General features: G+C 47.5%; 20 protein-coding genes. 13 read left to right on the top strand and 7 right to left on the bottom strand.

Features of this window, described 5'->3' with window-relative positions; all coding sequences use genetic code 11:
• Positions 1-18: 18 nt before the first annotated feature.
• On the bottom strand, positions 19-1,368 hold the full coding sequence (locus IQ257_RS06020) for a histidine phosphatase family protein (protein ID WP_193932967.1): 1,350 nt from the start codon (positions 1,366-1,368) through the stop codon (positions 19-21).
• A gap of 240 nt (positions 1,369-1,608) precedes the next feature.
• Here IQ257_RS06020 and IQ257_RS06015 point away from each other — a divergent pair, with 240 nt between their 5' ends.
• The 3 genes from IQ257_RS06015 (at position 1,609) to IQ257_RS06005 (ending at position 6,684) form a co-directional block, all read left to right on the top strand.
• Entirely contained in the window at positions 1,609-3,240 is a 1,632-nt protein-coding gene (locus IQ257_RS06015) for a CPBP family intramembrane glutamic endopeptidase (RefSeq protein ID WP_193882029.1), read from the top strand.
• 184 nt (positions 3,241-3,424) lie between these two features.
• On the top strand, positions 3,425-5,881 hold the full coding sequence (locus IQ257_RS06010) for a heavy metal translocating P-type ATPase (protein ID WP_193932966.1): 2,457 nt from the start codon (positions 3,425-3,427) through the stop codon (positions 5,879-5,881).
• Between the two features lie 362 nt (positions 5,882-6,243).
• Positions 6,244-6,684: an FHA domain-containing protein gene (locus IQ257_RS06005; protein WP_193876833.1), complete on the top strand. Its 441-nt coding sequence runs from the start codon at positions 6,244-6,246 to the stop codon at positions 6,682-6,684.
• 40 nt (positions 6,685-6,724) lie between these two features.
• On the opposite strand, the gene IQ257_RS06000 is transcribed toward IQ257_RS06005, so the two are convergent.
• On the bottom strand, positions 6,725-7,072 hold the full coding sequence (locus IQ257_RS06000; protein WP_193876831.1) for a hypothetical protein: 348 nt from the start codon (positions 7,070-7,072) through the stop codon (positions 6,725-6,727).
• A 179-nt stretch (positions 7,073-7,251) separates the two neighbouring features.
• On the opposite strand from IQ257_RS06000, the gene tmk reads away from it, so the two are divergent.
• From tmk to IQ257_RS05955, 9 genes are all read left to right on the top strand, one after another.
• Positions 7,252-7,917, top strand: coding sequence for a dTMP kinase (gene tmk / locus IQ257_RS05995; RefSeq protein WP_193876829.1), 666 nt, complete (start codon positions 7,252-7,254; stop codon positions 7,915-7,917).
• 23 nt (positions 7,918-7,940) lie between these two features.
• Positions 7,941-8,912 carry a DNA polymerase III subunit delta' gene (holB, locus tag IQ257_RS05990; protein ID WP_193876826.1) on the top strand — a complete coding sequence of 324 codons (972 nt, stop codon included), beginning with the start codon at positions 7,941-7,943 and terminating at the stop codon, positions 8,910-8,912.
• A 364-nt stretch (positions 8,913-9,276) separates the two neighbouring features.
• On the top strand, positions 9,277-9,993 hold the full coding sequence (locus IQ257_RS05985) for a YtxH domain-containing protein (RefSeq protein WP_193876824.1): 717 nt from the start codon (positions 9,277-9,279) through the stop codon (positions 9,991-9,993).
• Positions 9,994-10,163: 170 nt separating this feature from the next.
• Positions 10,164-11,255, top strand: a complete 1,092-nt coding sequence (locus IQ257_RS05980) for an ATP-binding protein (RefSeq protein ID WP_193876821.1) — start codon at positions 10,164-10,166, stop codon at positions 11,253-11,255.
• A gap of 268 nt (positions 11,256-11,523) precedes the next feature.
• The gene (locus tag IQ257_RS05975) at positions 11,524-11,790 is read left to right on the top strand and encodes a hypothetical protein (RefSeq protein ID WP_193876819.1); all 267 of its coding nucleotides are present in this window, start codon (positions 11,524-11,526) and stop codon (positions 11,788-11,790) included.
• Between the two features lie 75 nt (positions 11,791-11,865).
• The gene (locus IQ257_RS05970) at positions 11,866-12,237 is read left to right on the top strand and encodes a hypothetical protein (protein WP_193876817.1); all 372 of its coding nucleotides are present in this window, start codon (positions 11,866-11,868) and stop codon (positions 12,235-12,237) included.
• A gap of 249 nt (positions 12,238-12,486) precedes the next feature.
• Complete coding sequence (locus IQ257_RS05965; protein ID WP_193876815.1) at positions 12,487-12,879, top strand: hypothetical protein; 393 nt, start codon at positions 12,487-12,489, stop codon at positions 12,877-12,879.
• 845 nt (positions 12,880-13,724) lie between these two features.
• Positions 13,725-13,925 (top strand): hypothetical protein, encoded by a 201-nt coding sequence (locus IQ257_RS05960; RefSeq protein WP_193876835.1) that lies wholly within the window; start codon positions 13,725-13,727, stop codon positions 13,923-13,925.
• 44 nt (positions 13,926-13,969) lie between these two features.
• Positions 13,970-16,777, top strand: coding sequence for a VIT domain-containing protein (locus IQ257_RS05955; protein WP_193876813.1), 2,808 nt, complete (start codon positions 13,970-13,972; stop codon positions 16,775-16,777).
• Positions 16,778-16,904: 127 nt separating this feature from the next.
• On the opposite strand, the gene IQ257_RS05950 is transcribed toward IQ257_RS05955, so the two are convergent.
• The 3 genes from IQ257_RS05950 to IQ257_RS05940 form a co-directional block, all read right to left on the bottom strand.
• Positions 16,905-18,410, bottom strand: a complete 1,506-nt coding sequence (locus IQ257_RS05950; protein WP_193876811.1) for an NB-ARC domain-containing protein — start codon at positions 18,408-18,410, stop codon at positions 16,905-16,907.
• 190 nt (positions 18,411-18,600) lie between these two features.
• Complete coding sequence (gene dtd, locus IQ257_RS05945) at positions 18,601-19,056, bottom strand: D-aminoacyl-tRNA deacylase (RefSeq protein ID WP_193876809.1); 456 nt, start codon at positions 19,054-19,056, stop codon at positions 18,601-18,603.
• 19 nt (positions 19,057-19,075) lie between these two features.
• Entirely contained in the window at positions 19,076-19,630 is a 555-nt protein-coding gene (locus IQ257_RS05940; RefSeq protein WP_193876807.1) for a hypothetical protein, read from the bottom strand.
• Positions 19,631-20,035: 405 nt separating this feature from the next.
• On the opposite strand from IQ257_RS05940, the gene IQ257_RS05935 reads away from it, so the two are divergent.
• Positions 20,036-20,851: a hypothetical protein gene (locus tag IQ257_RS05935; protein ID WP_193876805.1), complete on the top strand. Its 816-nt coding sequence runs from the start codon at positions 20,036-20,038 to the stop codon at positions 20,849-20,851.
• Between the two features lie 106 nt (positions 20,852-20,957).
• Here the strand turns inward: IQ257_RS05935 and IQ257_RS05930 are convergent, their stop codons facing one another.
• Together IQ257_RS05930 and IQ257_RS05925 are read right to left on the bottom strand one after the other, a co-directional pair.
• Positions 20,958-22,805 (bottom strand): CHASE2 domain-containing protein, encoded by a 1,848-nt coding sequence (locus IQ257_RS05930; protein ID WP_193876803.1) that lies wholly within the window; start codon positions 22,803-22,805, stop codon positions 20,958-20,960.
• A gap of 6 nt (positions 22,806-22,811) precedes the next feature.
• The gene (locus tag IQ257_RS05925; RefSeq protein ID WP_193932965.1) at positions 22,812-23,963 is read right to left on the bottom strand and encodes a FecR family protein; all 1,152 of its coding nucleotides are present in this window, start codon (positions 23,961-23,963) and stop codon (positions 22,812-22,814) included.
• Between the last annotated feature and the right edge of the window lie 207 nt (positions 23,964-24,170).

Below are 24,170 nucleotides of genomic sequence, written 5' to 3'. Positions count from 1 at the left end.
CCCCAGCTCCCCGCTTAATCACAACGCCCCCGCTGCTGTCTGATCTAAAACGCTTCCCGATAGGTGCGTGGTAATATTCATTGCCTGCAAGACTGGCGGTTTTTCTAATCCTTGGGGATAGTCAATCACACTCACACCCCCATTACCCTGTTTGATACTCCAGAATGACTCCGGACTCAAACCCAGAACGTGACAAAGAATTACTTTATTAATAGCATCATGGGCAACAATAAGACCCGTTTTGAGTTCCCCGACAGACGCTGCTTTTTCTTTAACCAGAGCATTCCAAGCCGTGGTTGCTCTGTCCCACACCTGTTGCAGGTTTTCCCCATCTGGCATCTGTACCGTAGCAGGGGAAACTTTCCACTGATGCAGCAAATCTCCGTATTCCTGTTGAATTTCTGACTCAAGTTTTCCTTCCCAAAGCCCGTGATCAATTTCTCGCAACTGGGCTTGCAGTTCCAACTGAATCGTTAGGTGATGCTGTAGAATCATTTCAGCCGTTTCCTTGGGACGCAGCATCGGACTGGTAACGGCAAAATCAAGGGGTACATCCTGAAGAAACGTAGCGACCTTTTGTGCTTGTTGACGACCATTATTATTAAGTGGCACATCAATACCGCCCTGGAAGCGAGAAACGCGGTTCCATTCAGTTTCGCCGTGGCGCACTAGTAACAGGCGTAGTCCTTGACTACCGGGGCGTAGTGTGGGTAGGGGCTGTCCTAAGTGGGCAGTCTGATTGAGTGATTCTAATTGTACGAGTTCGTCCAAACCCCCAGCAAAATTCAGGACGTTGACGCAACAGTTTGATTGCAGGATGGAATGGTAACGGGCTGGCGCAATGCCGAGGGCGCTGGTGATTAAGCAGCGATTGATACCGTTGTGAGCCACGATTAAAATCGTGCCGCCTTGGTGACGGGGGAGCATCTCTTGCCAAAAGTGCTGCGCTTGTTTGTAAAGCGCCAGAACGGGAAAGTGATCCCGCCTTCCCTCAGGAGTAGGGACACTCATGTAAAATTCGTGGGGGCGTTCTTTCCAGCAGCGGTACTCTTCTGAAAATTTTTCTTGCACTACTGATTTGCTCAACTTTTCCCAAAGCGGCAAATCGATTTCCATCAAGTTCTCTGCCGTCTGCAATGTTGGAGAGCCAGGTAAATAGGGTAAAATCACCTGTGCCGTTTGCTTTGCCCGTTGCAGGGGAGAACTGTAGACGGCATCAACGTGGAGATTTCTGAGCCCTGCACCCACTTTTTCGGCATCAGCAGCACCTTTTTCTGTCAAGACTGACTCATCACAGCGCCCTTGAATGAGTTGCTGAGAGTTATAGGTGCTCTGACCGTGACGTATGATAATGACGCGAGTAGTCAATCTTTTAGTCCTCCGTTACCAACTATGGGGAGAGTAGCCAGTTTGACCAAAGGCTGTTAGTCCTTTGAGCATCTCCAACTATCAGGGTCATTTTAACTTGCAACTGGACTGCTCCCTCAATAGGAAACCCTAGGGTAACGGTAGCAATGGGATAAGTTCAGGGAGCGACGACGAGAGGGTGCGTGCAGGGGAAAACAGTTTAGTTTAAGATTGACGGTTTGACTTGTTTTTGGGGGTTTCATGAGGATTGAGCAGGTGCTTAAGCGGGTGATATTGGTCGTGCTGACGATTGCTGTACTCTTCCAAGTCAGCTTTTCCTTAGTTGCAAGTTGGGGGCGTCCTCAGATTCAAAGTCGGTTAGAGCTTTACCAAACGAATTTGCTGCTGCATGCGGCGGAGTGGCAAGGTTCAACAATCGGCGAGGATTTAGCGACGGTTCGCAATGCATTGATTAGTGGGCAGCCTTTTCAAAACGCCCAACACCAGTATGAAGAAGCACTTCAAACCTCTCGAACCACTCAGTCTAAGATTATTGCCAAACTCCAAGAACTTTCCTCGGAGAATGTGGCAACCTCAATCGATTCAGAACTTGCCAAACCCCAAATGCAATTGGCTCCGATTGAAGAGGCTCCTACTACCACTCAGCAGATCAAGCAGTTGCAAAAATCATTATCTCAAGTCGAGCAACTCATTGACGAACTTAAATTGCGGCTAGGACTTCTGCAAGCCGAACAGGGCAAAACTGATGCCGCCATTCAGACGTGGAATGAATTGTTTAAGGAAGAGGTGATTGAGAGTACTTCTCCAGCTACAACTCCCTCAGCCCAGACAGCAGCAGCACTGGTGGGTATTTGGAGCGATCCTCCCCGTATACTACCGGATGCCGAGTCACAAATTCAACGTAACCTAGAGAGTTGGTTCCGCTATCGCGCCTCACTGCAACTCTATCAATTACAACAACGCCAACAGGCAGTGGCAGTCCTACAGGCACAAGAACAAGAGAGAGCTAAGGAAGCGATTTTCAAATTAGCGCTGGTTGCCGGAATACCAGGGATTGGGGGTTTAGTTGGTGTTGTACTTTTACTGTTTATTGTAGGTCAGCGACTGTTTCAAGGCAGGCAAGCTATTTTAGCAACGAACGGCGATGTTGAATGGGATACGCCGTGGGATGCAGAAACAGTTTGGCAGGTGCTGATTCTGGGCTTTTTCTTTATCGGTCAGTTGCTACTTCCCTTAATTCTACCCCAATTGTTTGCCGTGTTAAGCCTCGACCCCGTTAGCTTTACGGTGCGGATGAAGGCATTTTATACTTTAGTAACCTATCTGTTATTAGCCGCTGGAGGCTTGTCGGTTCTGTACGTTTCTATTCAGTCCTTTTTGCCCCTTTCTGAGGATTGGTTTCGCTTTAGATTCCTCAGCAACTGGTTCCTCTGGGGATTGGGAGGATATTTGGTTGCCCTACCCCTGGTAATTTTGGTATCGCTGATTAATCAGCAGCTATGGCAGGGGCAGGGAGGTAGCAATCCGATTCTGCCTCTCGTACTGGAAGGACAGGATGCGGTAGCTCTGACGATATTTTTCTTGACTGCCTGTATTGCTGCCCCTCTGTTTGAGGAATTTATGTTCCGGGGGTTTTTGCTGCCCTCTTTGACTCGGTATATGTCAGTGTGGGGAGCAATTATTACGAGCAGTTTAGTGTTTGCGATCGCTCACTTGAGTCTTTCAGAAATTCTCCCCCTCACTACATTGGGAATAGTCTTGGGAGTCGTCTACACGCGATCGCGCAATCTCCTGGCTCCGATGCTCGTACACTGTCTTTGGAATAGCGGTACTCTATTAAGCCTTTTTGTTTTGGGTAGTGGTTCCCAATAACCTGTCCTTGGCTTAAGTCTTAAATAAAAGTAAAGAATTGACCTTTTGAAGTAGATGTGCAGCGTAACTGGAAACTAGAACAATCTAACGAAACGATTATCGACTTTAGATGGCACTGGAAGGAGCATTAATTGTTATAAAAAACTCAATAGCATAGAGTTGACGTTTGACTTTTTACATTTCTATGCAAGTGTCTTCAGATCTCTCCCAAGCGACACCCGCCTCACTAACCGAAATGATCACCTTAGACGTGACGGGCATGAAATGTGCAGGCTGCGTCAGTGTCGTAGAACGGCAGCTAGCGGCTCATCCAGGGGTTATGTCTGCCCGCGTCAATCTCGTTACCGAGGTTGCCGTTGTTGAGTGCCAGTCCGATACAGTAGACTCAGCAGAATTAGCCCAGGTCTTGACCTCTAAAGGGTTTCCCTCCCAGCCCCGCTGTTTTCAAGGGGGCGAAAATGGGGCGACACCAGCCCAACGGCATGAACGAGAAGCCAGAGAACAACTTCGGCAGTTGATTATAGCCGCTATCCTCGTGGTGTTATCGACGGTGGGGCATATCGGTCACTGGTTCAGCGGACCGATACTACCCGTATTGAGCACTATTTGGTTCCATTGGGGATTAGCAACCCTGGCACTTTTGATACCAGGGCGTCCAATTGTAGTGGATGGCTGGCGAGGTTTGCGTCATCAAGCCCCCAATATGAATACCTTAGTGGGGTTGGGAACCCTGACGGCATATACCACAAGCTGTATCGCCTTGTTCTTTCCCCAACTCGGCTGGGAATGCTTCTTTGACGAACCCGTCATGTTGCTGGGATTTATTCTATTAGGTCGTACCTTAGAACAACGGGCGCGGCATCAGGCATCCGGGGCATTTGAGGCATTGTTGGCACTTAAACCCAAGGTGGCACGTTTGATTGGCAAATCAGCCTTGAAAGGGGCGGAAGAACTCGGTATCGAAATTCCGGTTGAGCAAGTGCGAGTCGGGGAGTGGCTGCGAGTCTTGCCAGGGGAAAAAATACCCGTTGATGGTGAAGTGGTTGCAGGTCAGTCGTCGGTGGATGAGTCGATGCTAACAGGGGAACCTTTACCTGTCTTGAAGCAACCAGGAGATGCAGTCGCCGCAGGCACCTTAAATCAGTCGGGTGCGATCGCCATTAAAGCCACCCGCACAGGAACAGAAACAACCTTGGCGCAAATTTTAGCATTGGTTGAAGACGCCCAAACCCGCAAAGCGCCGGTTCAGCAGCTAGCAGATACGGTAGCGGGATATTTTACCTACGGTGTGCTGGCAATCGCCTCTGTGACATTCTTGTTCTGGTACTTCGTCGGCACTCGAATTTGGTCGGATGTTTTATCACCCATGACTGAGGGAATGGGTCACTTGATGGTTCACCCGACTTCGCCGTTACTCTTAAGTTTGAAATTAGCGATCGCTGTTTTAGTGGTTGCCTGTCCCTGTGCCTTGGGTTTAGCAACACCCACAGCTATTTTAGTCGGCACCAGTTTGGGTGCAGAACACGGCTTGCTTGTCAAAGGCGGCGATATCTTAGAACGAGTTCATCAGCTCGATACCGTAGTTTTTGACAAAACGGGGACGCTGACGACAGGGCAACCGACTGTTACTGATTGCTTTTGTCTGGGGGACTGGGCAGAATTTCCTGGCTCCAAACTCCTACAACTTGCTGCCACTGCCGAAAGCGGTACGTCTCATCCCCTGGCTTTGGCAATTTGCAACGCTGCCCAGCAGCAGCAGTTATCGATATTGGCGGCGCGGGACTTTTACACGGAACCGGGATTAGGAGTATCGGCGCGGGTTGAAAATCGGCAGTTGTTACTGGGTTCAGCCGAGTGGTTGCATCAGCAAGACGTGGCAATTAGCGAGACGGCTAAAGCGACGTGTCAAAGGCTGGCGGTGGCGGGAAAGTCTGTTGTCTACGTGGCAGTTGATGGCGTGTTGGTGGGCATGATTGCCGTTACAGATATACCCAGACCCGATGCTAAAGTGACGGTAGAACGCCTCAAAACCTTGGGATTGCGGGTGATGCTGCTCACTGGCGACCAACCCGAGGCGGCGGCGGCAATGGCTAGACAGCTTGCTATTGCTCCAACTGATGTTATTGCTGGAGTGCGTCCCGATGGCAAAGCCGCCGCCATTTCAGAGTTGCAAGGGACTGGCAGTTGCGTGGCAATGGTTGGGGATGGGATCAATGACAGCCCAGCCTTAGCACAAGCTGATGTAGGTATTTCCCTGCACGGCGGCACGGATGTGGCTGTGGAAACCGCAGATATTGTGTTGATGCGCGTTAGCAGTACACCAAATCGGGCTGTTTACTTGCTCGATGTTGTCAGTTCAATTGAACTCTCCCGTGCCACGTTTAACAAAATCCGTCAGAACCTCTTTTGGGCATTGGGTTACAACGTCCTCGGAATTCCCATCGCTGCGGGTGTGCTTTTACCTGCATTTGGCATTGCCCTCAATCCGGCTGCCGCAGGTGGCTTAATGGCGTTTAGTTCCGTCACAGTAGTGACGAATTCGCTGCTGTTGCGGCGTGGCTGGTTATCTAAGGAATTTGGGAGTAAGGAGTGGGGAGTGGGGGAAGAAGAGGGTGGGGATTTTAGCCCCAAGCTGTCTTAAAACCTTCTCCTCAACGACTGACTGCTGAATCGATGTGCCACAATAAGAGATGGAGAATTCTAAAGACAGGGTACAACCCTAGACAAAACAGGGGTTCTGCTATCGTTAATGACCCACAGTTATTTCGTTGAACTTGGGGACTCACGCGAATTTGTTGAAGCTTAGGGAGTTGTAACGAATCTATTCAATTAGCTGCACAAGGGCTTATGATCGTTTATTAAAGAACTCCCAGTTAAAGGTCGGCAATTGTGGGGTTTTTTCTACCGAATTTAGCAAAATCCGTTGAAAAGTCTACCAAAACGAGTAAGGTAGCGCTTTTTTGGAACGAATCCTATTCTCTATTCCTATTTCTTCGATGTTCGATGGTTTTTAAAGCAAATCAGAATCACTTATTAATTGTTGAAGACGAAAGGGGACGCAAGGAAGTTACCTTGGAGGAGCCTGTCTATTCCATGGGGAGAGACGAAAAGTCGGATATCCGCCTGTTTTCACAGTTTGTTTCTCGCCGACATGCCACCTTAGTCAGGCGTGAGCGGGAAGACGGCAGCAACTACTACCAGATTGTCGATGGTAACTTAAAGGGCCAAACGAGTTCCAACGGAATTTTGATTAACGGCAAAAAACTGCCATCCCACGATCTCGAAGATGAGGATGAGATCGTGTTTGGACCCCAAGTCAGTGCCAGGTATTACGTGCTTAAGCGAGATTCTATTCCAACTGGGCCACCCGATGAGTTTGATATAACCCTAATTAGCCCTAATATGATGGGAGAGATGGGAGACCCAGATGAATTAAATTATTGAGAGTAACTAGGAGTGACTCTCCTCAAAATCTAAACCGGGGTTATCCGGCAACGCTTTCCAAGAGCTGCCATTGACGGTTTTGAGCGACTGCCTCATGGACGAGATCAAACATCTGATGGCAGTGGTTATCAACCTGAAGAGGCAACTCTTCGTTTTTAATAACGAAATTCATGCGTACTTCTTGAGCTGTAGCCGTCGATTTGTCAATGAGTACTTCTACAGTCACCAATTTGGCAAAGGCAACTTGACCGGGGATCTCCCGTGCCATTAAATAGTCCCCAGTGTCGTAGATAATGTCGAAATTGCAGGATCGCAAAACTTCAATCAGTGACTGCTGAAGACGATCAAGGGAAACTGCAACCGTGAAAGAACAAGTGTAGCGAGCCATATTTAACCCTAGACGTCAGATAGCTAGACCTTCTTATCATACCGAACCTCTGTTAAGGGTCATGACAGAAGGCTGAACGAACAAATTGGTGCTCAACTGTTATCAGCTACCAGTATCTTAACGATTCATCCGGATTAAAGATTACCCAGCTATAAAACTTGGAGATGGAAATTTAGGAGATGGGCGGTCGGCTGATTGTGTTTGAAGGAGTCGAAGGCAGTGGCAAAACCACTCAATTACAGCGATCGCACGGTTGGCTTCTAGCCAGTGGTTTGCTGGACTTGTCAGGAGATTTTAGCAATAAGACGCCCGTCGTGGTGACGAGAGAACCAGGGGGAACCTCCTTGGGTGTAGAACTACGCCAACTGTTGCTAGGGGAAACCGATTCACCCCTTTACAACCGCACCGAACTTTTACTGTACGCTGCTGACCGGGCACAGCATATTGAAGAATTTATTAAGCCTCAACTGGCAAAGGGGGCAATTATTTTGTGCGATCGCTACACAGATTCCACAATTGCCTACCAAGGTTACGGACGGGGGCTTGACCTGGCATTAATCGAGCAACTCAATCAAGTGGCTACGGGTGGACTAGAAAGCGATTTGACCCTGTGGCTAGATGTAAATGCCGAAACGGGGCTGAAGCGAGCGCGACAGCGAGGGGCGGCTGACCGGATGGAGCAAGCGGAGTTAGCTTTTCACCAGCGAGTGGAGCAAGGTTTTGCAAAATTAGCCCTTTCCTATCCTGATCGGATTGTTAGAATTGATGCCAGTCAGGATGAAGACGCTGTACAGTTAGTCATTCGAGATGTTTTGCGCCAGCGGTTTAATCCGTTGCCACATTAGTCATTGGTAAAAACAAAGGACAAATGATAAATGACAAGGGACAAATCAATAGCTTTGCTTCCCTCATCGGGCAAAGCCAAGCGATCGCATTATTAGAGGGGGCAGTTAAAGCCAATCGTGTTGCCCCTGCCTATCTGTTTGCTGGATCTCCAGGAGTAGGGCGAGGGTTGGCAGCACGGGCGTTTATCGAATTATTATTTTTTCAGGATATCTCGCCCGAGAAGCAACCCTTAGTCCAAAAGCGTTTGCAACAGGGTAATCATCCTGATGTATTGTGGGTGGAGCCAACGTACCTCCAAAATGGGGTTCGCTTGTCTGCTGCCGAAGCAGCGGAAAAAGGTCTGAAGCGCAAAACACCGCCTCAAATTCGCCTAGAACAGATTCGGGAAATTGCTCAGTTTTTGAGTCGTTCGCCCCTAGAGGTATCCCGTCAGGTGGTGGTGCTCGAGGCAGCGGAAACCATGGCAGAGGCAGCAGCGAATGGTTTGCTCAAGACACTAGAAGAACCAGGACGAGCAACGTTAATTTTGATTGCTCCCAGTCCAGAATCGTTGCTGCCGACGCTGGTATCTCGCTGTCAGCGGATTCCATTTTATCGATTGGCTCAAGGAGATATGGCAGAGGTGTTGCGGCAACGGGGGTATGAGGAGATTCTTCAGGAACCGTCAGTGCTGGCGATCGCTCAAGGAAGTCCGGGAGGAGCGATTGCAGCGTTTGCACAACTCCAAGCCATCCCACCGGAGTTGCTTACCAAACTCACCCAGTTACCCAACTCTTCCCGCGCGGCACTGGAACTGGCAAAGGAAATTGATAAAACCCTTGATCCTTCAACCCAGGTATGGCTGACGGATTATTTACAGCACTCTTACTGGCAACATCGCCATCACAGAGGCATTATTCAAAAATTAGAACAAGCCCGAACCTATCTCCTGAAGCTAGTTCAACCTCGGCTGGTTTGGGAGGTGACGCTATTAGAGCTGAGTCAAGAGGGTTAGAGTGATAGCCGTTCTGACGCTGAGTAACGCACTCCCTAGTCAGCACTTTTATTCTTATCAGTTGTGCTGGAATTGTGATCAAAATTTCAGTTTTTTATTTTTTTATTAAAGAGGATTACTGAAACTAAGATATACAAAACAGCAATCATCACATTCGTTGTTATTTTTTGGGTGGTTTTAGGTTGAGAGCAATCGTGTAAAAATTTTACCAAAATAAATTGAAGCTTTGTCCAACCGGAAGGTTTACATCTAACGACTGACTCCTAACTTGGAAATATCCTCCTTTAGCTTGGCGTAAACTCTCACTCGTAACTGCTAAGTTACCAGTAGATACCTAAGAAATCGATAAGCGAGGGAAATCAACATGAATAGTAACGAGCCATTTTTAGATAAAAATATCGAATCAACGCCCCAGTTAGTTAACGAAACTACTTTTGAACCCATTGAACCGCAACCGGAAGATTCTTCAACTAGTGAAGGTAAGGGTACTATCGGTGCAAGCGTAGCCGGTGCAGCCGTTGGTGCAGTTGTTGGTGGTAGAGTGGCTGGCAAGCGAGGTGCAATTCTTGGTGCTGTGACGGGTGCAGTAGCAGGGGGTTTGGCTGGTAAGGCAACGCCTGATGATGCAGGAGACAAACTAAAAGGTGCGGCGGAAGACGCTGCTAATAAAGTTCAAGATGCGGCAGAACGTGCTAAACCCGCGATTGAAAGTGCTGCTGACAAAGCTAAAAGTGCTGCTATCGGTGCTGCCGATAAAGTTCAGGATAAGGCAGAACGTGCCAAACCTGCTATTGAAAGTGCCGCCGACAAAGCTAAAAATACTGCTATCGGTGCTGCCGATAAAGTCCACGATAAAGCAGAACAGGGGAAGCCCTCTCACCATCAAGATACCGAATCCGTTGAGGTAAAAGAGCGCGTTATTATTGAACCAAGTCCCATTGTAGAAGATACATCAGTAGCGTTTGGTACAGAAACATTCTCAGGAACAGAGGTAACTCAGAGGGACGTTTATGATTATGATGAAACCTCTGACATAGCTCGGCAAGGGTTCTTTAACCGCGAAACCGACCAGCATTTGTAAGGTGAAAAGTGAAAGGGGAACCTATGTTCAGTGGAATGCCGCTAGCTTAGGGAACTCCAAAAAATAAATTATCCCACATATCTTGCCTGTCTATCCCGTAGGACAGGCAAGATGTATGTCCAGGGTAGTGCCTCTTCTCGACAAGTTTCAAACCGTGTTAAAACGGATTCATGAACTCGTCGCTGCCACCTTGCCCTTTTATCCCTGGGTCGATGATTATTGACCCAAAGTTTTTTGTTGGGCGTCGAGAGGAACTAGATTTTATTACTTCGCGGATGACTGCCGCCCAGCCGACGAGTATTAATGTGGTGGGAGAACGACAGATTGGCAAATCGTCGCTCCTGTATCATTTTTTTCAGACCTACGAGCAACGGGTGCAGCGTTACGGGAAAAATCCTGGTAATTATGTGGTGGTTTACCTGTCGCTGCAAGATGCCCATTGTCGGCAAGAGGTCAATTTTTATCAGGCAGTCGCCCAGAAGTTGCTAAATCGACCGGTGGTGCAAGCAAATCCTGCTTTGACGGCACCGTTACAAAGTGCGTCACTGGATAGGCAAAGTTTTTCGGCGGCAATTAATGCCTGGAAAGCAGAGAATGTTTTGCCTGTGGTGTGCCTGGATAAGTTTGAGAAATTGTTGCACAAACCTCAAGAATTTAATGATGAATTTTACGATAACTTGCGTTCTTTGATGGATCGCAATGCCTTGATGCTAGTGGTGGCGTCTTATCGGAACCTGGATATTTACCGTCGCCAGTATCGCTTTTTATCCTCGTTTTTCAATTTAGGTCACGTTCTACCGTTGGGGGGAATGACGGAAGCGGAAGCGACAGAGTTAGTACGCTTGCCGGAAACTAAAATAGCGGGGGCAACAGCAGCGTTGAGTTTAGAACGGCAGAAACTAGGGTTGGATTGGGGAAAGCGGCATCCTTTTTTGTTGCAATTGGCGGGGTGTTGGTTGTGGGAGGCGCAGCAACAAAATCGTCCGCATGGGTGGGCAAGGCAGAAGTTTGAACAGGAAGCCCAGGGCGTGTCTCAGTCAGGAGTGGCTGTGCGTTGGTGGCAGCGTCCGATGCAGTTGTTACTCTGGTTGCCCCTAGGATTGAGACGAATTGCCGGAGCAATTGGCAATAGATCTGATGATATCAGCAACTTACTATCGGGAACACTGATTCTAATTATGGTTATCCTGGCGTTGCTACAAGTGGTTCCAGCCGAGGAGTTACTGAAGCGATTAAAAGACGCACTGGAGGGAGAGGGATGAGCCAGATGTCTCCAGCCGCTAGATTTTGGAACTATATGGCTGGTTGACCTAAAAATATTTGCCGTATTGTAAACAGTGTGGACATTCTCAAGATCCAGTTTCTAATCAATAATATCAATTTGGATATCACGGGGGACTTTAACTGAATTTTTCCCCTCGTTTCTAACGTTTCCCTTATATACAGTACAAGTGTACTATAATAGAAGGGTAGAAGTAAGAGAGTTCGCCCTTTAACGCCTGAACCTTTGAAAATTCAAGGTTTTTACTTATGACGAAGCATTACATCCTCAGTATCAATCCCGATGCCGACTATGAATGGGAACAGCGTATCCTGCGGAACCCCATCACAGCAGAACGTCCAGATTTTGCCAGGTTAATTTCTGAAGCGGTGGGAGATGAGACGGGTTCTTACTTAGTGGAAGTTAACATTGAAGTCAAAGTTTTAGAAAAAGCTCCAAATCAACAACCTCAAAGAGTTCCCGTTGATGTGCCACCTGTTGCGCTCAACTCTCAACGTTCGGAATGGGTGGCGTAGTCAACCAAATTTCCGCGCTATCAGACAACCGGACGACAAATTGTCCTTGTCAATATTCCTGTGGAAGAAAATAAGATGAATCTGAGTCAGTACCCAGCCGCGATCGCTCAAGCCACTCAAGCTGTTAATGAGTTAGACGCTCAGATGAGAGCAGTGCAATTAACGATTGAGAGGTTGGAAGCCAGTGTAGATAAACAAGTTGCCTTCGAGTCAGACTTGAAAAACGACGCTCAACGCAAAGCTCGCCGCTTTGAACTGTTGGAGGTGAATTTAGAATATCAGCACGCCTTCAACACATTGATGCGGCTAACCGTGCAAAAGGCGAACGCTTTGGCTCATCTAGATTATATGCGAAACCAGTTTAGCGTTGCCAAACTAGAAGCACGATTAGCGATCGCCCGACAGCTTGGTGGTTCAGAAGTAGGCGATTTATTGCTCGGCGTTTAAAAAGGGGAAGGGGAATGGTATGAATAAGTTGACTCACATCACATCTTGCACCACCCCCCTAGCCCCCTTACTAAGGGGGGAACTTTAGCTCTCTCCCCTTGATAAGGGGAAGGTTGGGGAGGGGTAAAAAGCCTGGTGCAAGATCTAAGTTTACCTTTTCCCTTTCTTTGGGCATGAGGGGTTGCAATTTGGCACAATAGGGTAGTTACTTAGCTGCCGTTGATGCTGGGCAGTTGCCAAAACTATTCTATGACAGTTGTTACCTCTCAAGAGATTGCTCAGTTTCGCTCTCAATTATCCAGTTTTCCCGATGCGATGGACGCACTTGATGCCATTGAAGATTGTGAGGGAGATTTGGAAGATGCCGCGATCGCTCTAGCTATCCGTGCCGGACAGCAACCCCAAACCGATAATGCTCAATGGTTAGACGCACTGGCAAAAAAATGCCGTGCGGTAATTTGCCAGCCAGAATTTCGAGCAGATTTGCAAAAGGGTTCCTATGGGGGAGCGATTGAGTACCTGGCAGGAACGCCTCTGTTACCCTCAATCTTGGCAACACCAGTGGTAATGTATGTTGTTCGCCAAGGTGTGAGCAGTTTTTGCGAACCTCTGGATGCGCAATTTCCGAGTCATCACCCTTGAGAGCTGTTCATAAACCCCTTACTTAGGGCGAAGCATTCGGACAGAAAATTGTAAGCGATCCCGATAAATTGCTCCCCGTAGGCGTCAGCCTTCCCAAAGGGTATGCTTCGCTCCTAAATACATCATATTTAAACTATTTTGTCTGACATCTTGCACCAAGCCCTCAGAATAGAATTGGAGGGGCTATTGCATTCTAAGTCCGCGCAGGCGGACTACCGAAAATCAAGGGTTTTGTAACCTGCTCCCGGCAGGTTTCGTTTGTGTAGCTGCGGTTAGCCTAGCCTTCGGCAACCCCTACGGGGAACGGCAAGCCGCTTCGCGTCTACAACCGCCAGGTGCAAGATGTGAGTGTATTCTCTTGTGCCATTACCTACGTGGGAAGCGATCGCACTTTGAAACGAATGTCACTGACTTAAGGACTAGAAGAGACAACGGAGATGGGGGAGAAAAATTACTCCCTTGTCTCCTGTCTTCTGTCTTCTGTCTTCTGTCTCCTGTCTCCTGTCTCCCTTTTCTCCTAATCATGCAGCGATTTGTCTTAAGTCAGTGCTATTCCACTTTGCAACAGTGGATAGAACAGAGAATTGGTTTTTACGGCTACGGGTACTCTTCAGGGCTAGACAAATCGATTTTACGGCTCGTCTCCACAACTGAGTCAATTCCTGAGTCAAAGGGTGAGTCAAAGACTGAACACTTCCACCCAAAAACCGCCCTTACGCTGAGAACAGAAAGACAAAAGCGTACAGGAGGTTATTCCGATGACTCAGACACTTGTTCGCCAGCCGCTTGCCTTTCCCCTCCCACAAGCGGAGGTACAAGCCAGGGTAACGGGAAATAGTTCAGGAATGGAAATCAGAGATATTGTGCAACAGGCACTGACGACAGGTTATCTGAGTGTCGCCGCCGAAAACCAACTGCGGCAGTTGTTGCGGTGCAAGTTAAACGCCGATGACTTAAATTCCTTCTGGACGTTACAGAATGCCGTTATGACAGGTTGCGTGAAGCAAGAATCACGAGAATTGCAAAACATGACTCAGACTGACTAATCAATTGTACCAGTTCCAAAGTTATAAACAAAAGGAGAACCATCATGTCAATTCAATCTTGCCATCTGTTGATTATTGAAGACAACAAGGGGCGCAAGGTATGTACCTTAACAGAACCTGTTTATTCAATGGGTCGAGATTCAAAATGCGATATCCGTATCTTGTCACAGTTTGTTAACCGCCGACACGCAACATTAATCCGACAAGTTCGAGACAATGGCAGTTACTGTTACCAAATCGTTGATGGTGATGCCAATGGTAAGCTGAGTGCCAATGGTTTGTTAATTAACGGTAAAAAGTGCAAAGTGCATCATCTCCAAGATGAAGACAAGATTATGTTAAGTCCCGATGTCAGTGTCAATTACTACATACTTCGGAAAGATCCAGATTCCCTAGTTCGAGTGACTCGGAACACCAAAAATACTCGACCTACCATGCCATCCTACCCCCCCAAATTAGGTGGTTTATACGTTAAATCTTCAGAAGTAAACCTGCTAGTCTTTCCCCTAAAGCATACGGAAGTGCAAGCCAAGGTAACGGGGAATGTCTCGCGGTTGGAGGTAACACAAACCTTTGAAAATCCCTTCAGCACTACCCTAGAAGCAACTTACATCTTCCCCTTACCCGATGAAGCCGCCGTTGATGACATGGAGATTCGGATTGGCGATCGCATCATTAAAGGTAACATCAAAAAACGCCAAGAAGCTGTAGCTATTTACGAGCAAGCAAAAAAACGAGGACGCACGGCAGGATTATTAGAACAGGAACGGGATAATATTTTTACCCAATCCCTTGCTAATATCAAACCCGGTGAGCAAATTGATGTGATTATTCGCTACACCGATAGCCTAAAATTTAATGGAGGCAACTACGATTTTGTTTTCCCGATGGTAGTTGGGCCCCGCTATATTCCAGGAACAACCATTGATGAAAATATCATAGGCGGTGGTTCAGCACCTGCACCGATGACACTAAATCAAGATACCGATTTGGTGCCAGATGCCTCGCGATTAAATGCGCCGATTCTACCACCCGGAGCTCGTTCTGGACACGATATTACTGTGACGGTAGAGATTGATGCAGGGGTTGAGATTAAAGACATGCATTCTCCATCCCACCAAATTCAAATTGAGCGCGAAGGACACCGGATGCGAGTGACGCTATCTCGCAGAGACACAATTCCCAATAAAGACTTTATTTTACGCTATCAGGTAGCAGGCGATCGCACTCAAACCACAGTACTTTCTGAATTTGATGAGCGTGGGGGACATTTTGCAGTTTATTTGATTCCTGCAATTGAGTATAACCCCGATCAATTTGTCCCCAAAGATATGGTATTCGTGATTGATACATCTGGTTCTCAAAGCGGCGAACCTTTACGGAAGTGTCAGGAATTGATGCGCCGCTTTATCAACGAACTTAATCCCGATGATACTTTCAGTATTATCGATTTTTCCGATACCACCCGCCAACTTTCACCCCTTCCCTTGTCGAATACGGTGCAAAACCGCAACCGTGCCATGAATTATATCAATCAATTAAACGCCAGTGGCGGCACTCAAATGCTGCGGGGTATTCAGGTGGTGCTTAACTTCCCAGAGGTCGATCCGGGACGGTTGCGGAGTATCGTGTTGCTAACTGATGGCTATATTGGCAATGAAAATCAAATTTTGGCAGAAGTTCAAAGCCATTTAAAATTAGGAAATCGCCTTCACAGTTTTGGTGCAGGTAGTTCGGTAAATCGTTTCCTGCTGAATCGAATTGCTGAAATCGGACGGGGAATTTCTCAGATTATCCGCTATGATGAACCGACTGAGCAAGTGGTTGAGCAGTTCTTTCGGCAAATAAATAATCCAGTGCTGACTAATATTCAATTGTACTGGGCCGGTGATGGTGAGCCTCCGATAATTTATCCCGCTACTCCACCAGATTTGTTTGCCGAACAGCCATTAGTACTATTTGGACGCAAAAGCGATGCTTTACCTGGAATGCTGGAAGTTACAGGAACCGTTGCCGGAGGAGAGTGCTATCAGCAAACTTTTGACCTCAATTTTGAGGATACTGGAAATCCTGCGATCGCTCAACTGTGGGGTCGTGCCCGGATTAAGGACTTAACGAACCAAATGCTCAAGGGAGAGACAAAAGTCGGCGTTGATGCCGTGACTGATACGGCTTTAACTTATCAATTATTGTCTCAATATACTGCCTTTGTTGCCGTTAGCGATGAGGTGCGGGTTAATCCGTGGGAGCCTTCTGTCTCGGTGCAAGTGCCAGTGGAAATGCCGGAAGGGGTCAGTTATGAGGGGATTTTTGGAGATGTGGCTCGGAGTGCTCTGCCAGAAGTTGATTATGCGTTTGAGGATTATAGTGAACCTGACGAGTTTGATCTCACCCTGATCAGTCCCGACATGATGGCGGACGCGGATACAACGGTTCTATACTCACCACCACCAGCAAAAGCTCCTAAAAGAAAAACACCAACATCACCACCGCCTGCTGCTCCTTCCCGTTCTGAGCAATCTGGAGTTTTTGGTGGGTTCATGGGAAACAGCAAAAAGTCTGCTCATCGTCTAAAAATTATCAGCCTAACTGGACTGGATCAAGTGATGATCGCTCGTGTGTTTTTGACTAAACATTTGCAGTCGATTAAACTACCCTCAGGTGTCAGTGGCGAACTCGTCTTTGAATTTTTCCTCAGCAAAGGTCGCGTCTCACAGGTAGCCCTTGATGAGCAAGCCTCATCTGTAAAAGATCGGGAGGTGACGGCAATGATTCGGCGAGCCCTTCTTCTATGGCTCCCTCCTCAATCTGAGAGTGGTATAGTTCACCTACGGGTGCGAATTAAGCCTTGACCTTCTCGCTCGCTGAGTTGACCGACGACAAAAGTCTTTATCCCTCACCCCAAACCCCTCTCCCACGTTTGGGAGAGGGGCTTTGAGCCTCGACTCTGATTCTGGCTCTGTTCCCCACATGGGAGTATCAATAGAGCAGTGCCTTCAAATTGCAACCGATATAGCCAACCACCAAGGGAGGTTGCTCTTTGAGGAGTGGCAGAATTTGATGGAGAATTTGAGGTTGAGGACTGCCGTATACCTGCCACAATTTTTCCCGGAGTTGAGAGAGAATGCGATCGCCTGCAATGTCATCCGTACCGGGACGCAGTAGCCGATGGGTTCTCAATACTTGGAAATCGTGGATATTGCTGCTTTTGACAACCCGCTCGATTTCTTCTACCGCTTGCTCGACTAATCGATCAGTTACCATTTTCATCACTAGCGGTTGTAGGGTAAAGGAGGGTTCATCGGCGCTGAATCGTTTTTCAAGTAGCGATCGCTTTTCTAAAGCCGCAATTCCTGCTAAAACAGCAGACGGATTGGGTGAATGGAGCAAATGAATTTGCAATCGGCATAATGTGATCGGTTCTTGCCAGATTGCTAACCAGTAAACGATTGAGCGTTCGGCTTCCGACAGTCGGTCGAATTGCTGGGCGAGCAGAGCTTGTAGGCGATCGCTGAGTACTAAGGTATTCTGTTTGAGAAATGCTGCCACATTCCCGCCAAAAATTGACTGAATCAGCGGTATTATCGTTTTTAATGCTAGGGGATTGCCGCTATAAAGTTGGCTAAGAGCCGAGAGTCCCCGTTCTTTACCTGTGAATCCCCCTGCTTGCAGTAGCTTTAATGCCTCAGATGTCTGTAAGCCTTGCAACGTTAGACAGCGAATCCATTGAGAGTTAGCTGCAATCACGTCAAATGCTGGCAGTTGCTCACGGCTCGTTACCAGAATACAACCCCGATGACGGTTGAGACTCAGCGATCGCAAGAACTTACCGTATTCCTCAATGTCTTCTTTCCTTGGCAAAACAGCATCAAGTCCGTCGAGGACAAGTAAACAGCGTCGCTGTTGTAGGTGATGCCTCAGTTGCATTTTTCCTTGCTGAACATCTTGAATCGCCGTTGGCTCAAAGACGTTCAGGAGACTGTCGAGTAGAGTCAGAAGGGAGGGTTCGTAGACAAGCGATCGCCAAATGAGACAATCAAACTCCTCTTGGATGCGATCAGTTAGGGCAAGTGTGAGTGCTGTTTTACCAATACCCCCAATGCCGACAATTGCCACCAGCTTACAGTTGTCTATCGTAATCCATTGCTCTAACTGACTCAATTCCTGAGTGCGTCCGTAGAAATGATCGATATCTGGGGCTTCATCCCAATCCATTAGGGGAGAATCGAGTTCTGGTAAATCGGCGATAAGACTTCCGGGAGATTCTGCGATCGCTTGCCAATCGCTGATGCCAACAGTCTGACAGATGGCAATAAACGCCTCTTTTTGAATGCGTTCCCCTCGCCAAAAACGTCGTAGGGTAGCTCTGGAGGTGTGAGCATCTTGCCACCAACGAGCGGTACTGGTTTTCGTCCAGCCGCGACGCTTCCTGACTCCATCTACAATGGCTAGTCCCTCAGTGGATGCTTTCAGCGAATTTGTCATCAGTTCCACGGATTGAGGCGATCGCTGCTTGCAACTCGTCTCTTATCACCAAACTTACTAACAGCAGATTGCCTTCTATCCTAACCGACACTCACACCTAGCCCATACAGTATGATGAGCGTAACGGATGGTCATCTTTGGGAATTAAATATTTTCCCTGCTCCCCTGCACCCCCGCTCCCGGAGCTCCCCTACTCCCTCTCTCGTTCCAGCAGGAGCGTTACCGGACCATCATTGTCAATCGAGACTTGCATCATCGCCCCAAATTGACCCGTTTCTACTTTTAACTCACTTTGGCGCAACTTGTTGACAAATTGTTCGTAAAGTTGTTGTGCAGGTTCTGGTGCTGCTGAACGAGTGAAGGAGGGGCGGCGTCCTTTGCGGCAGTCACCGTAGAGAGTAAACTGACTGACGACTAGCAGTTCTCCACCAATCTCCTGCACGGAACATTCCCAGCGATCGCTACTGCTGTCATCCGCCGGAAATAAGCGCAAGTCCAAGCATTTACGTGCCATCCAGTCGAGTTCGGCTTCCGTATCCGTATCGGCAATACCGACAAGTAGGTTGAGTCCACGACCAATTTTACCGACCACTTCACCGTTAACCGTCACTTCAGAAGATTTAACTCGCTGGATAACAACACGCATAAGTAGGGGTTAGGGGTAACTATTCTTCTGCTCGCCAGTGAATATAGGGACGAAACGCCGACACACCTTTATACATAATTTCCTGATAGCCATCAGCCCAGCTAACATCCATCTGAAAATACACCTTACCATCGCGGAATTGGAAGGTGTAAGCTCTAAGCTGTTCCGACTTTGCCTGACCAACACAAGAGACATACTCGCTGTTTAGTGGCGCTTCGTATTCGACCCGTTTGGGTTCTGATGCTATCAACTTAGCAGGGGCAGAGGCGATCGCTTGGGTGTCAGCAACCACGGTATGGTCAGCACCCCCTTCATATCCCTGCGCAAATATCCACAGCCCAACGGTCTGAGGACAGGTTCCTGCCTGACGCTGAACATTAAACTGAACATTAGGCTGTCGTTGGGTTTGAGCAAACCAATCGACTGGAGTTTCGGTCGGAGTTTGTGGCGTTAACTCTGGCTGGGAGTCGGTTGGGGTTTGACTCGTTGCGCCCGTGGTACAAGCTGCTGTGATTAGGAGTGCTGACAATAATCCTAATTTAGTTGTCAATCGTACCAAATTTTGAGCTTTCATCGTTAGTTGAAGAGTTTTGAGCGAGAGTGAATGAGAGGGAACTCCAAAAAATAAATTGTCCTGTAGAACGGGCAACAGGAGCTGGGCATAGCAGGCGTTAGCGAAGCAGCACTACGGAAAAGTCTTTAACCTGAATCCCTATCTATGACATATTTTCGCTGAAGTTAAATATGCTTGTCTTCATGCCGTGGGTTAACCTGTTCGGGTGATTCGGAACGTTGGCGACGGCAACCCCAATTACGTCTTGTAGCAAGAGCTTGCCAACGTTGGGTTAAACGGCAACAGCAGGAGCTTTTTGACTCTATCTAGTGTTAAAACCGAATAGTACTCAAATCCTCAAGGATGGGTATGACGTTAAGGTAACTCAAGGACAGATTTTACCAGCTAGTGAGGAGCCGTTAAGAGATGAGTCAGAGTCCCATCAATCAGCTTGGCGAAACTATCCCCCAAACGCTGAATGCCTATGACCCGAATGTGTTCCCAGCCTTTCATCAAACGCTGCAAACGCACTTTCCAGGGGCATTACCCATGAGCAGTTATATGAGAAAGACGTTTCAGTGCTTGAGTGCTTACGATTTTTGTGACGAAAACACGATGGGTATGATTGCGATTTGTCGGGATGAACTCGCCGAATCCTTATTTGCCGAAGTGATTCGATATTGGGGGAAAACCTTTAATTGTTGCAGTTTAGCTGGGTTCTTGATGATGGGGAAAACCGGGTTAGCCTCGGCGACAGACCATACCCCTATCATTGATGGTAGCCGTCGTTTTACCTTCTATGCTATGCCTCACATTGCCATTTCTAGACATGGCGATATTGGCAAAGTCTATCGAGAGGGTGTTCAAAAAGCGTCCCATGCTTGTGGAGCATTAGAAGCAGTTGTCAATGAGTTGGCATCTGGGCACCTGAAACTAGAAATGGATATGCAGGATATTGAACAAACGATTATCCGGCAGAGAATTCTTTCAACTCTTACCTATGGGGAGAAACCCAATTTAATAGAAATTACAAAATTGGCGTCTCAAATTATTGCCAACGATGTTGAAAAGCTTTTAAATACTCTGGATCACTCGGTATTCAAGTATGCCGTCATGACCGGAATTTTAATTCACGGACCTCTAGGCACCCACTGGATCTATCCGCAAAATTTTTATGTTGTCGGAGCTGATCTTCCTGGAGGGAAGGAACCTATTAAAGTGTTTCAGGAGATGCAGAGTTAAAAAAGTAGTGGTGATTGCAGGAAAGGTGGGATCGACCAATTGCGGAAAATATAACATTTTAAGGAAGGGATCAAAGCGTTGACTAACGAGGGTGCAAGATCTCCGATCAACCAGATTTTTGGTCTAACTTTAGTAACTGCTTAGGGGAATGCTCTCCCACAATGGAATACACTCTCGTTGTTGTTTCTTTACCCTTCAGTTGAATAGTTCCCACTTCTTGACCCAGATAATTATCACTCACGTAATCCAAGGTAGTACCGCTGACCAAAATATTATAAGGTCGCTGTACATTCACCTCTTTATTCATGGTTTCTAATCGCGCCGCCACATTAACGGTATCTCCGACTACGGAATAATTCAGTCGCTGAGCTCCTCCTAAACTACCAGCAACAACGACTCCGGTATGGATGCCAACTCCAATTTCAATTAAAGGCTTATTTTCAACTTTAAAACGCTGATTTAGCTGCTGTAATTTTTCGTGCATAGCAATGCTAGCGGCTATTGCTTGGAGTGCATGGCGCGGCTTATCCTTCTCATCAGTTTGGGCAAAGGGTACCCCAAACACTGCCATAATTGCATCACCAATATATTTATCAATCACGCCACCATGCTGCATGATGCAGCGACTCATCGTATCCAAGTAGAGGTTGAGCCATCCGAGTAACTCTCGTGGTGGCAGTTTCTCTGAGATGGTGGTGAATCCCCGAATATCTGAGAAGAGTACCGTTGCTGTTAGTTCTTGGGGTTCGAGTTCCCCATTTTCAAAAATTTCTGCCTTGCGTTTCCAAATTAACTCTGCCGTTTCTGGGGCAACGTACTTAGAAAACAGGCTCATTAATTGCTGCTTTTCATACTGTTCGCGCAGTTGAACGCCAACCCCTGCTAGCAATACAGTGCCGATTGGTGCCGCAACTGGCAGCCACCAGTAAACTAAACTGAAGGCAGCTACAGCGATCGCAAACCAAGCCACTGGCAACAGCAGGGCGATCACGATTCGTCCTCGTGGATCAAGCCTGAACAACAACCAGCTACTAGCCGGACCAATCACTAGCAATAAAAGCAGAGTTCCTGAAAATGGCAAGCGTATGAGCTGGCGCTGATTGATTAAGTTATCGATTAAAGCTGCATGGATATAGACTCCTCCTGTTGGGGGAGTTTGATTTAAGGGAGTTGAGAGAGGGTCTAAACCCGTTGCTGTCGTTCCAACAAGAACTAACTTATTCGCTAGAGCGTTAGGATCTACTCGACCTTCAACAACATCGACAAAGGAATAAGTCGCTACCCCTTCTGTGTTTCCGGGCCAGTTAATCCAGAGATTTTGTACGTCTCCATCGGCTCTGGGTTCAGGGATCTGAGATGCTTGCGGCAACCAATCGGCGGCAGTGCGTTCACGAGCAAGTTTCAGCGTTGCTAGACCCAAAAATGGCACAGATTCTACAAACACCGTTGCTTGACGGCTGATACCATCCTTGTCCGGCTGGTGATAAATGTGACCAATCTGAGCCGCCGCCTCGTCAAGGATAGGTAAGGGTTGGAGAAGCAACCCCTCTTCATTCCAAGCGATCGCCAATGTTACATTACCGCTATCAGAGATTGCCTCAGCCAACCTACTATCAGCAGAACTAGGATCGACAAACAATATATCGAATCCAATCGCGGCGGGTGGATTTTTTTGCAGAGCTTGCAACAGTTGCACATAACGATCGCGCGACCAGGGAAACTGTCCGTAGGCGTCCAAACTGGCTTCATCAATAGCAATCACGGCAACGTGATCATCCCAATCGAGCTGGGGACGGAATCTAAATAGAGCGCTGTACCCTGATTGTTCTAGAGATTGCCAAGCACCAAGCTGCCACATCCCCATAGATAAAACCGCAGCGATTCCTCCCGGTAGCCAGGGATGATTGCCGACCAGATATTTTTGACAGCGCTCTATCCACTTTTTAAAAGCCATGCTAGTTTAAAACGCCACAACTTCATAAAATCGCATTCTTACCGTTGGTCCGCGCACCACAAAACTGAGACGGTGACTCGGGGGTAAAGCGACAGCCACTTTAAATTTTCCCTGGGAGTCTGTCTCAATAGCCTTTCCATTGATAAAGACTATATCCATCGGGTCAACTTGACCAGTCACAAGAGCTGTATACGGACTCGTTCTGACTACGCTGCGGATGCGGAGTTTAGCAAGTTCAGGAGTCACTCCCGGTTGTGTTGGTGATGTTCCGGGACTGAGTACGACATATTGACCATCTGTGAAAATTACTTCCTGATCTTGAGCGATCGCACCAACACTTCCTTTAATGACAGAAATACCTGTCTTTCCATCCGGTCCAACACTGACGCCAAAAGACGTTCCACGCACGCCTGCAATCCCTGCCGGCGTCTCAACTCTTACCGGATAATTTCGACTCGACTTGCGTTGTGCCAGCAACAACGCTTCACCCCTATCCGCCAGCGTCTTTACCCCACTCGACTGAGCTAGGAGACGTTTTTCACTACCTCCCCTTGAAGAAGTTGTCTCTTCAGAGCGATCGCTAGCAGTCCCTTGCAGAGAGGGAATTGAAAATCTTGCCTGTCCTTTAGAAATAAAAAAGACCGTAGCCTCGCTGCTATCTGAACCTGCGAGATTTTTAATTTGCAGGTTCGTGTTCTCGGAAACTTCAACCAAACCCCCATGGTCATCGATTTCTAAACTTACGCTAGAATCGTTACCAGTGTTAATTTCTACCCCTGCTGTCAAGCGAGACCCCACTTGCACAACTTCCTGTCTTAGTGTCACCTTACCCCGAACTTGCTTGACTACTAATCCACCTTGATAGGCTTGAGCCTGCTTGAGTGTATCCGAGGTCAATGAAAATACTGAGGTTTCAATCACTTCAGAGGGAGCAATTAACTCCAGGGGTGCCGAGTTCGGTGCAGGATGAGGAACAACAGAGAGAGGTTTTAGGGAATTGCCAGCGGTGGTTTCTCGATTCAGGATTAGTGATGGCAAACTAGAACTAGCAACTGCTGGATGCATTAGCCCTGGAGCCGCTAAAATCATTAGAGATAATAGCCGTAGAGAGATTTGACTTAATTTTAAAAAACTCTTTAAATAATTCTGTTTTGCCATGCTGCGTTCTATAAATCGATCATTCTTATCACGTTGCCGATGCCTACCCATTGAATTGGGATTGAATATCTCCAAATTTTTGCCAAAACCCTCACAAAAAAATCAATAAAATTTAAAAACAATGCCTTATCTAAGTTACACGATAAATGTCAAACTGTCCTCTTTGTTTTTGATCGGCATTTCTGATGACAAGGTTATCCGAGACGA

This window comes from Coleofasciculus sp. LEGE 07092, assembly GCF_015207375.1.
Lineage (GTDB): Bacteria > Cyanobacteriota > Cyanobacteriia > Cyanobacteriales > Coleofasciculaceae > LEGE-07092.
The sequence above is the reverse complement of the archived record's forward strand: the minus strand, read 5'-3'. Positions and strand labels throughout refer to the sequence as shown.

Bases quoted from the DNA above. Each gene is read 5' to 3' on its own strand.
- IQ257_RS06015 (WP_193882029.1), top strand. From the start codon at position 1,609: ATGAGGATTGAGCAGGTGCTTAAGCGGGTGATATTGGTCGTGCTGACG.
- IQ257_RS06010 (WP_193932966.1), top strand. From the start codon at position 3,425: ATGCAAGTGTCTTCAGATCTCTCCCAAGCGACACCCGCCTCACTAACC.
- IQ257_RS06005 (WP_193876833.1), top strand. From the start codon at position 6,244: ATGGTTTTTAAAGCAAATCAGAATCACTTATTAATTGTTGAAGACGAA.
- IQ257_RS06000 (WP_193876831.1), bottom strand. From the start codon at position 7,072: ATGGCTCGCTACACTTGTTCTTTCACGGTTGCAGTTTCCCTTGATCGT.
- tmk (WP_193876829.1), top strand. From the start codon at position 7,252: ATGGGCGGTCGGCTGATTGTGTTTGAAGGAGTCGAAGGCAGTGGCAAA.
- holB (WP_193876826.1), top strand. From the start codon at position 7,941: ATGATAAATGACAAGGGACAAATCAATAGCTTTGCTTCCCTCATCGGG.
- IQ257_RS05985 (WP_193876824.1), top strand. From the start codon at position 9,277: ATGAATAGTAACGAGCCATTTTTAGATAAAAATATCGAATCAACGCCC.
- IQ257_RS05980 (WP_193876821.1), top strand. From the start codon at position 10,164: ATGAACTCGTCGCTGCCACCTTGCCCTTTTATCCCTGGGTCGATGATT.
- IQ257_RS05975 (WP_193876819.1), top strand. From the start codon at position 11,524: ATGACGAAGCATTACATCCTCAGTATCAATCCCGATGCCGACTATGAA.
- IQ257_RS05970 (WP_193876817.1), top strand. From the start codon at position 11,866: ATGAATCTGAGTCAGTACCCAGCCGCGATCGCTCAAGCCACTCAAGCT.
- IQ257_RS05965 (WP_193876815.1), top strand. From the start codon at position 12,487: ATGACAGTTGTTACCTCTCAAGAGATTGCTCAGTTTCGCTCTCAATTA.
- IQ257_RS05960 (WP_193876835.1), top strand. From the start codon at position 13,725: ATGGAAATCAGAGATATTGTGCAACAGGCACTGACGACAGGTTATCTG.
- IQ257_RS05955 (WP_193876813.1), top strand. From the start codon at position 13,970: ATGTCAATTCAATCTTGCCATCTGTTGATTATTGAAGACAACAAGGGG.
- IQ257_RS05950 (WP_193876811.1), bottom strand. From the start codon at position 18,410: ATGACAAATTCGCTGAAAGCATCCACTGAGGGACTAGCCATTGTAGAT.
- dtd (WP_193876809.1), bottom strand. From the start codon at position 19,056: ATGCGTGTTGTTATCCAGCGAGTTAAATCTTCTGAAGTGACGGTTAAC.
- IQ257_RS05940 (WP_193876807.1), bottom strand. From the start codon at position 19,630: ATGAAAGCTCAAAATTTGGTACGATTGACAACTAAATTAGGATTATTG.
- IQ257_RS05935 (WP_193876805.1), top strand. From the start codon at position 20,036: ATGAGTCAGAGTCCCATCAATCAGCTTGGCGAAACTATCCCCCAAACG.
- IQ257_RS05930 (WP_193876803.1), bottom strand. From the start codon at position 22,805: ATGGCTTTTAAAAAGTGGATAGAGCGCTGTCAAAAATATCTGGTCGGC.
- IQ257_RS05925 (WP_193932965.1), bottom strand. From the start codon at position 23,963: ATGGCAAAACAGAATTATTTAAAGAGTTTTTTAAAATTAAGTCAAATC.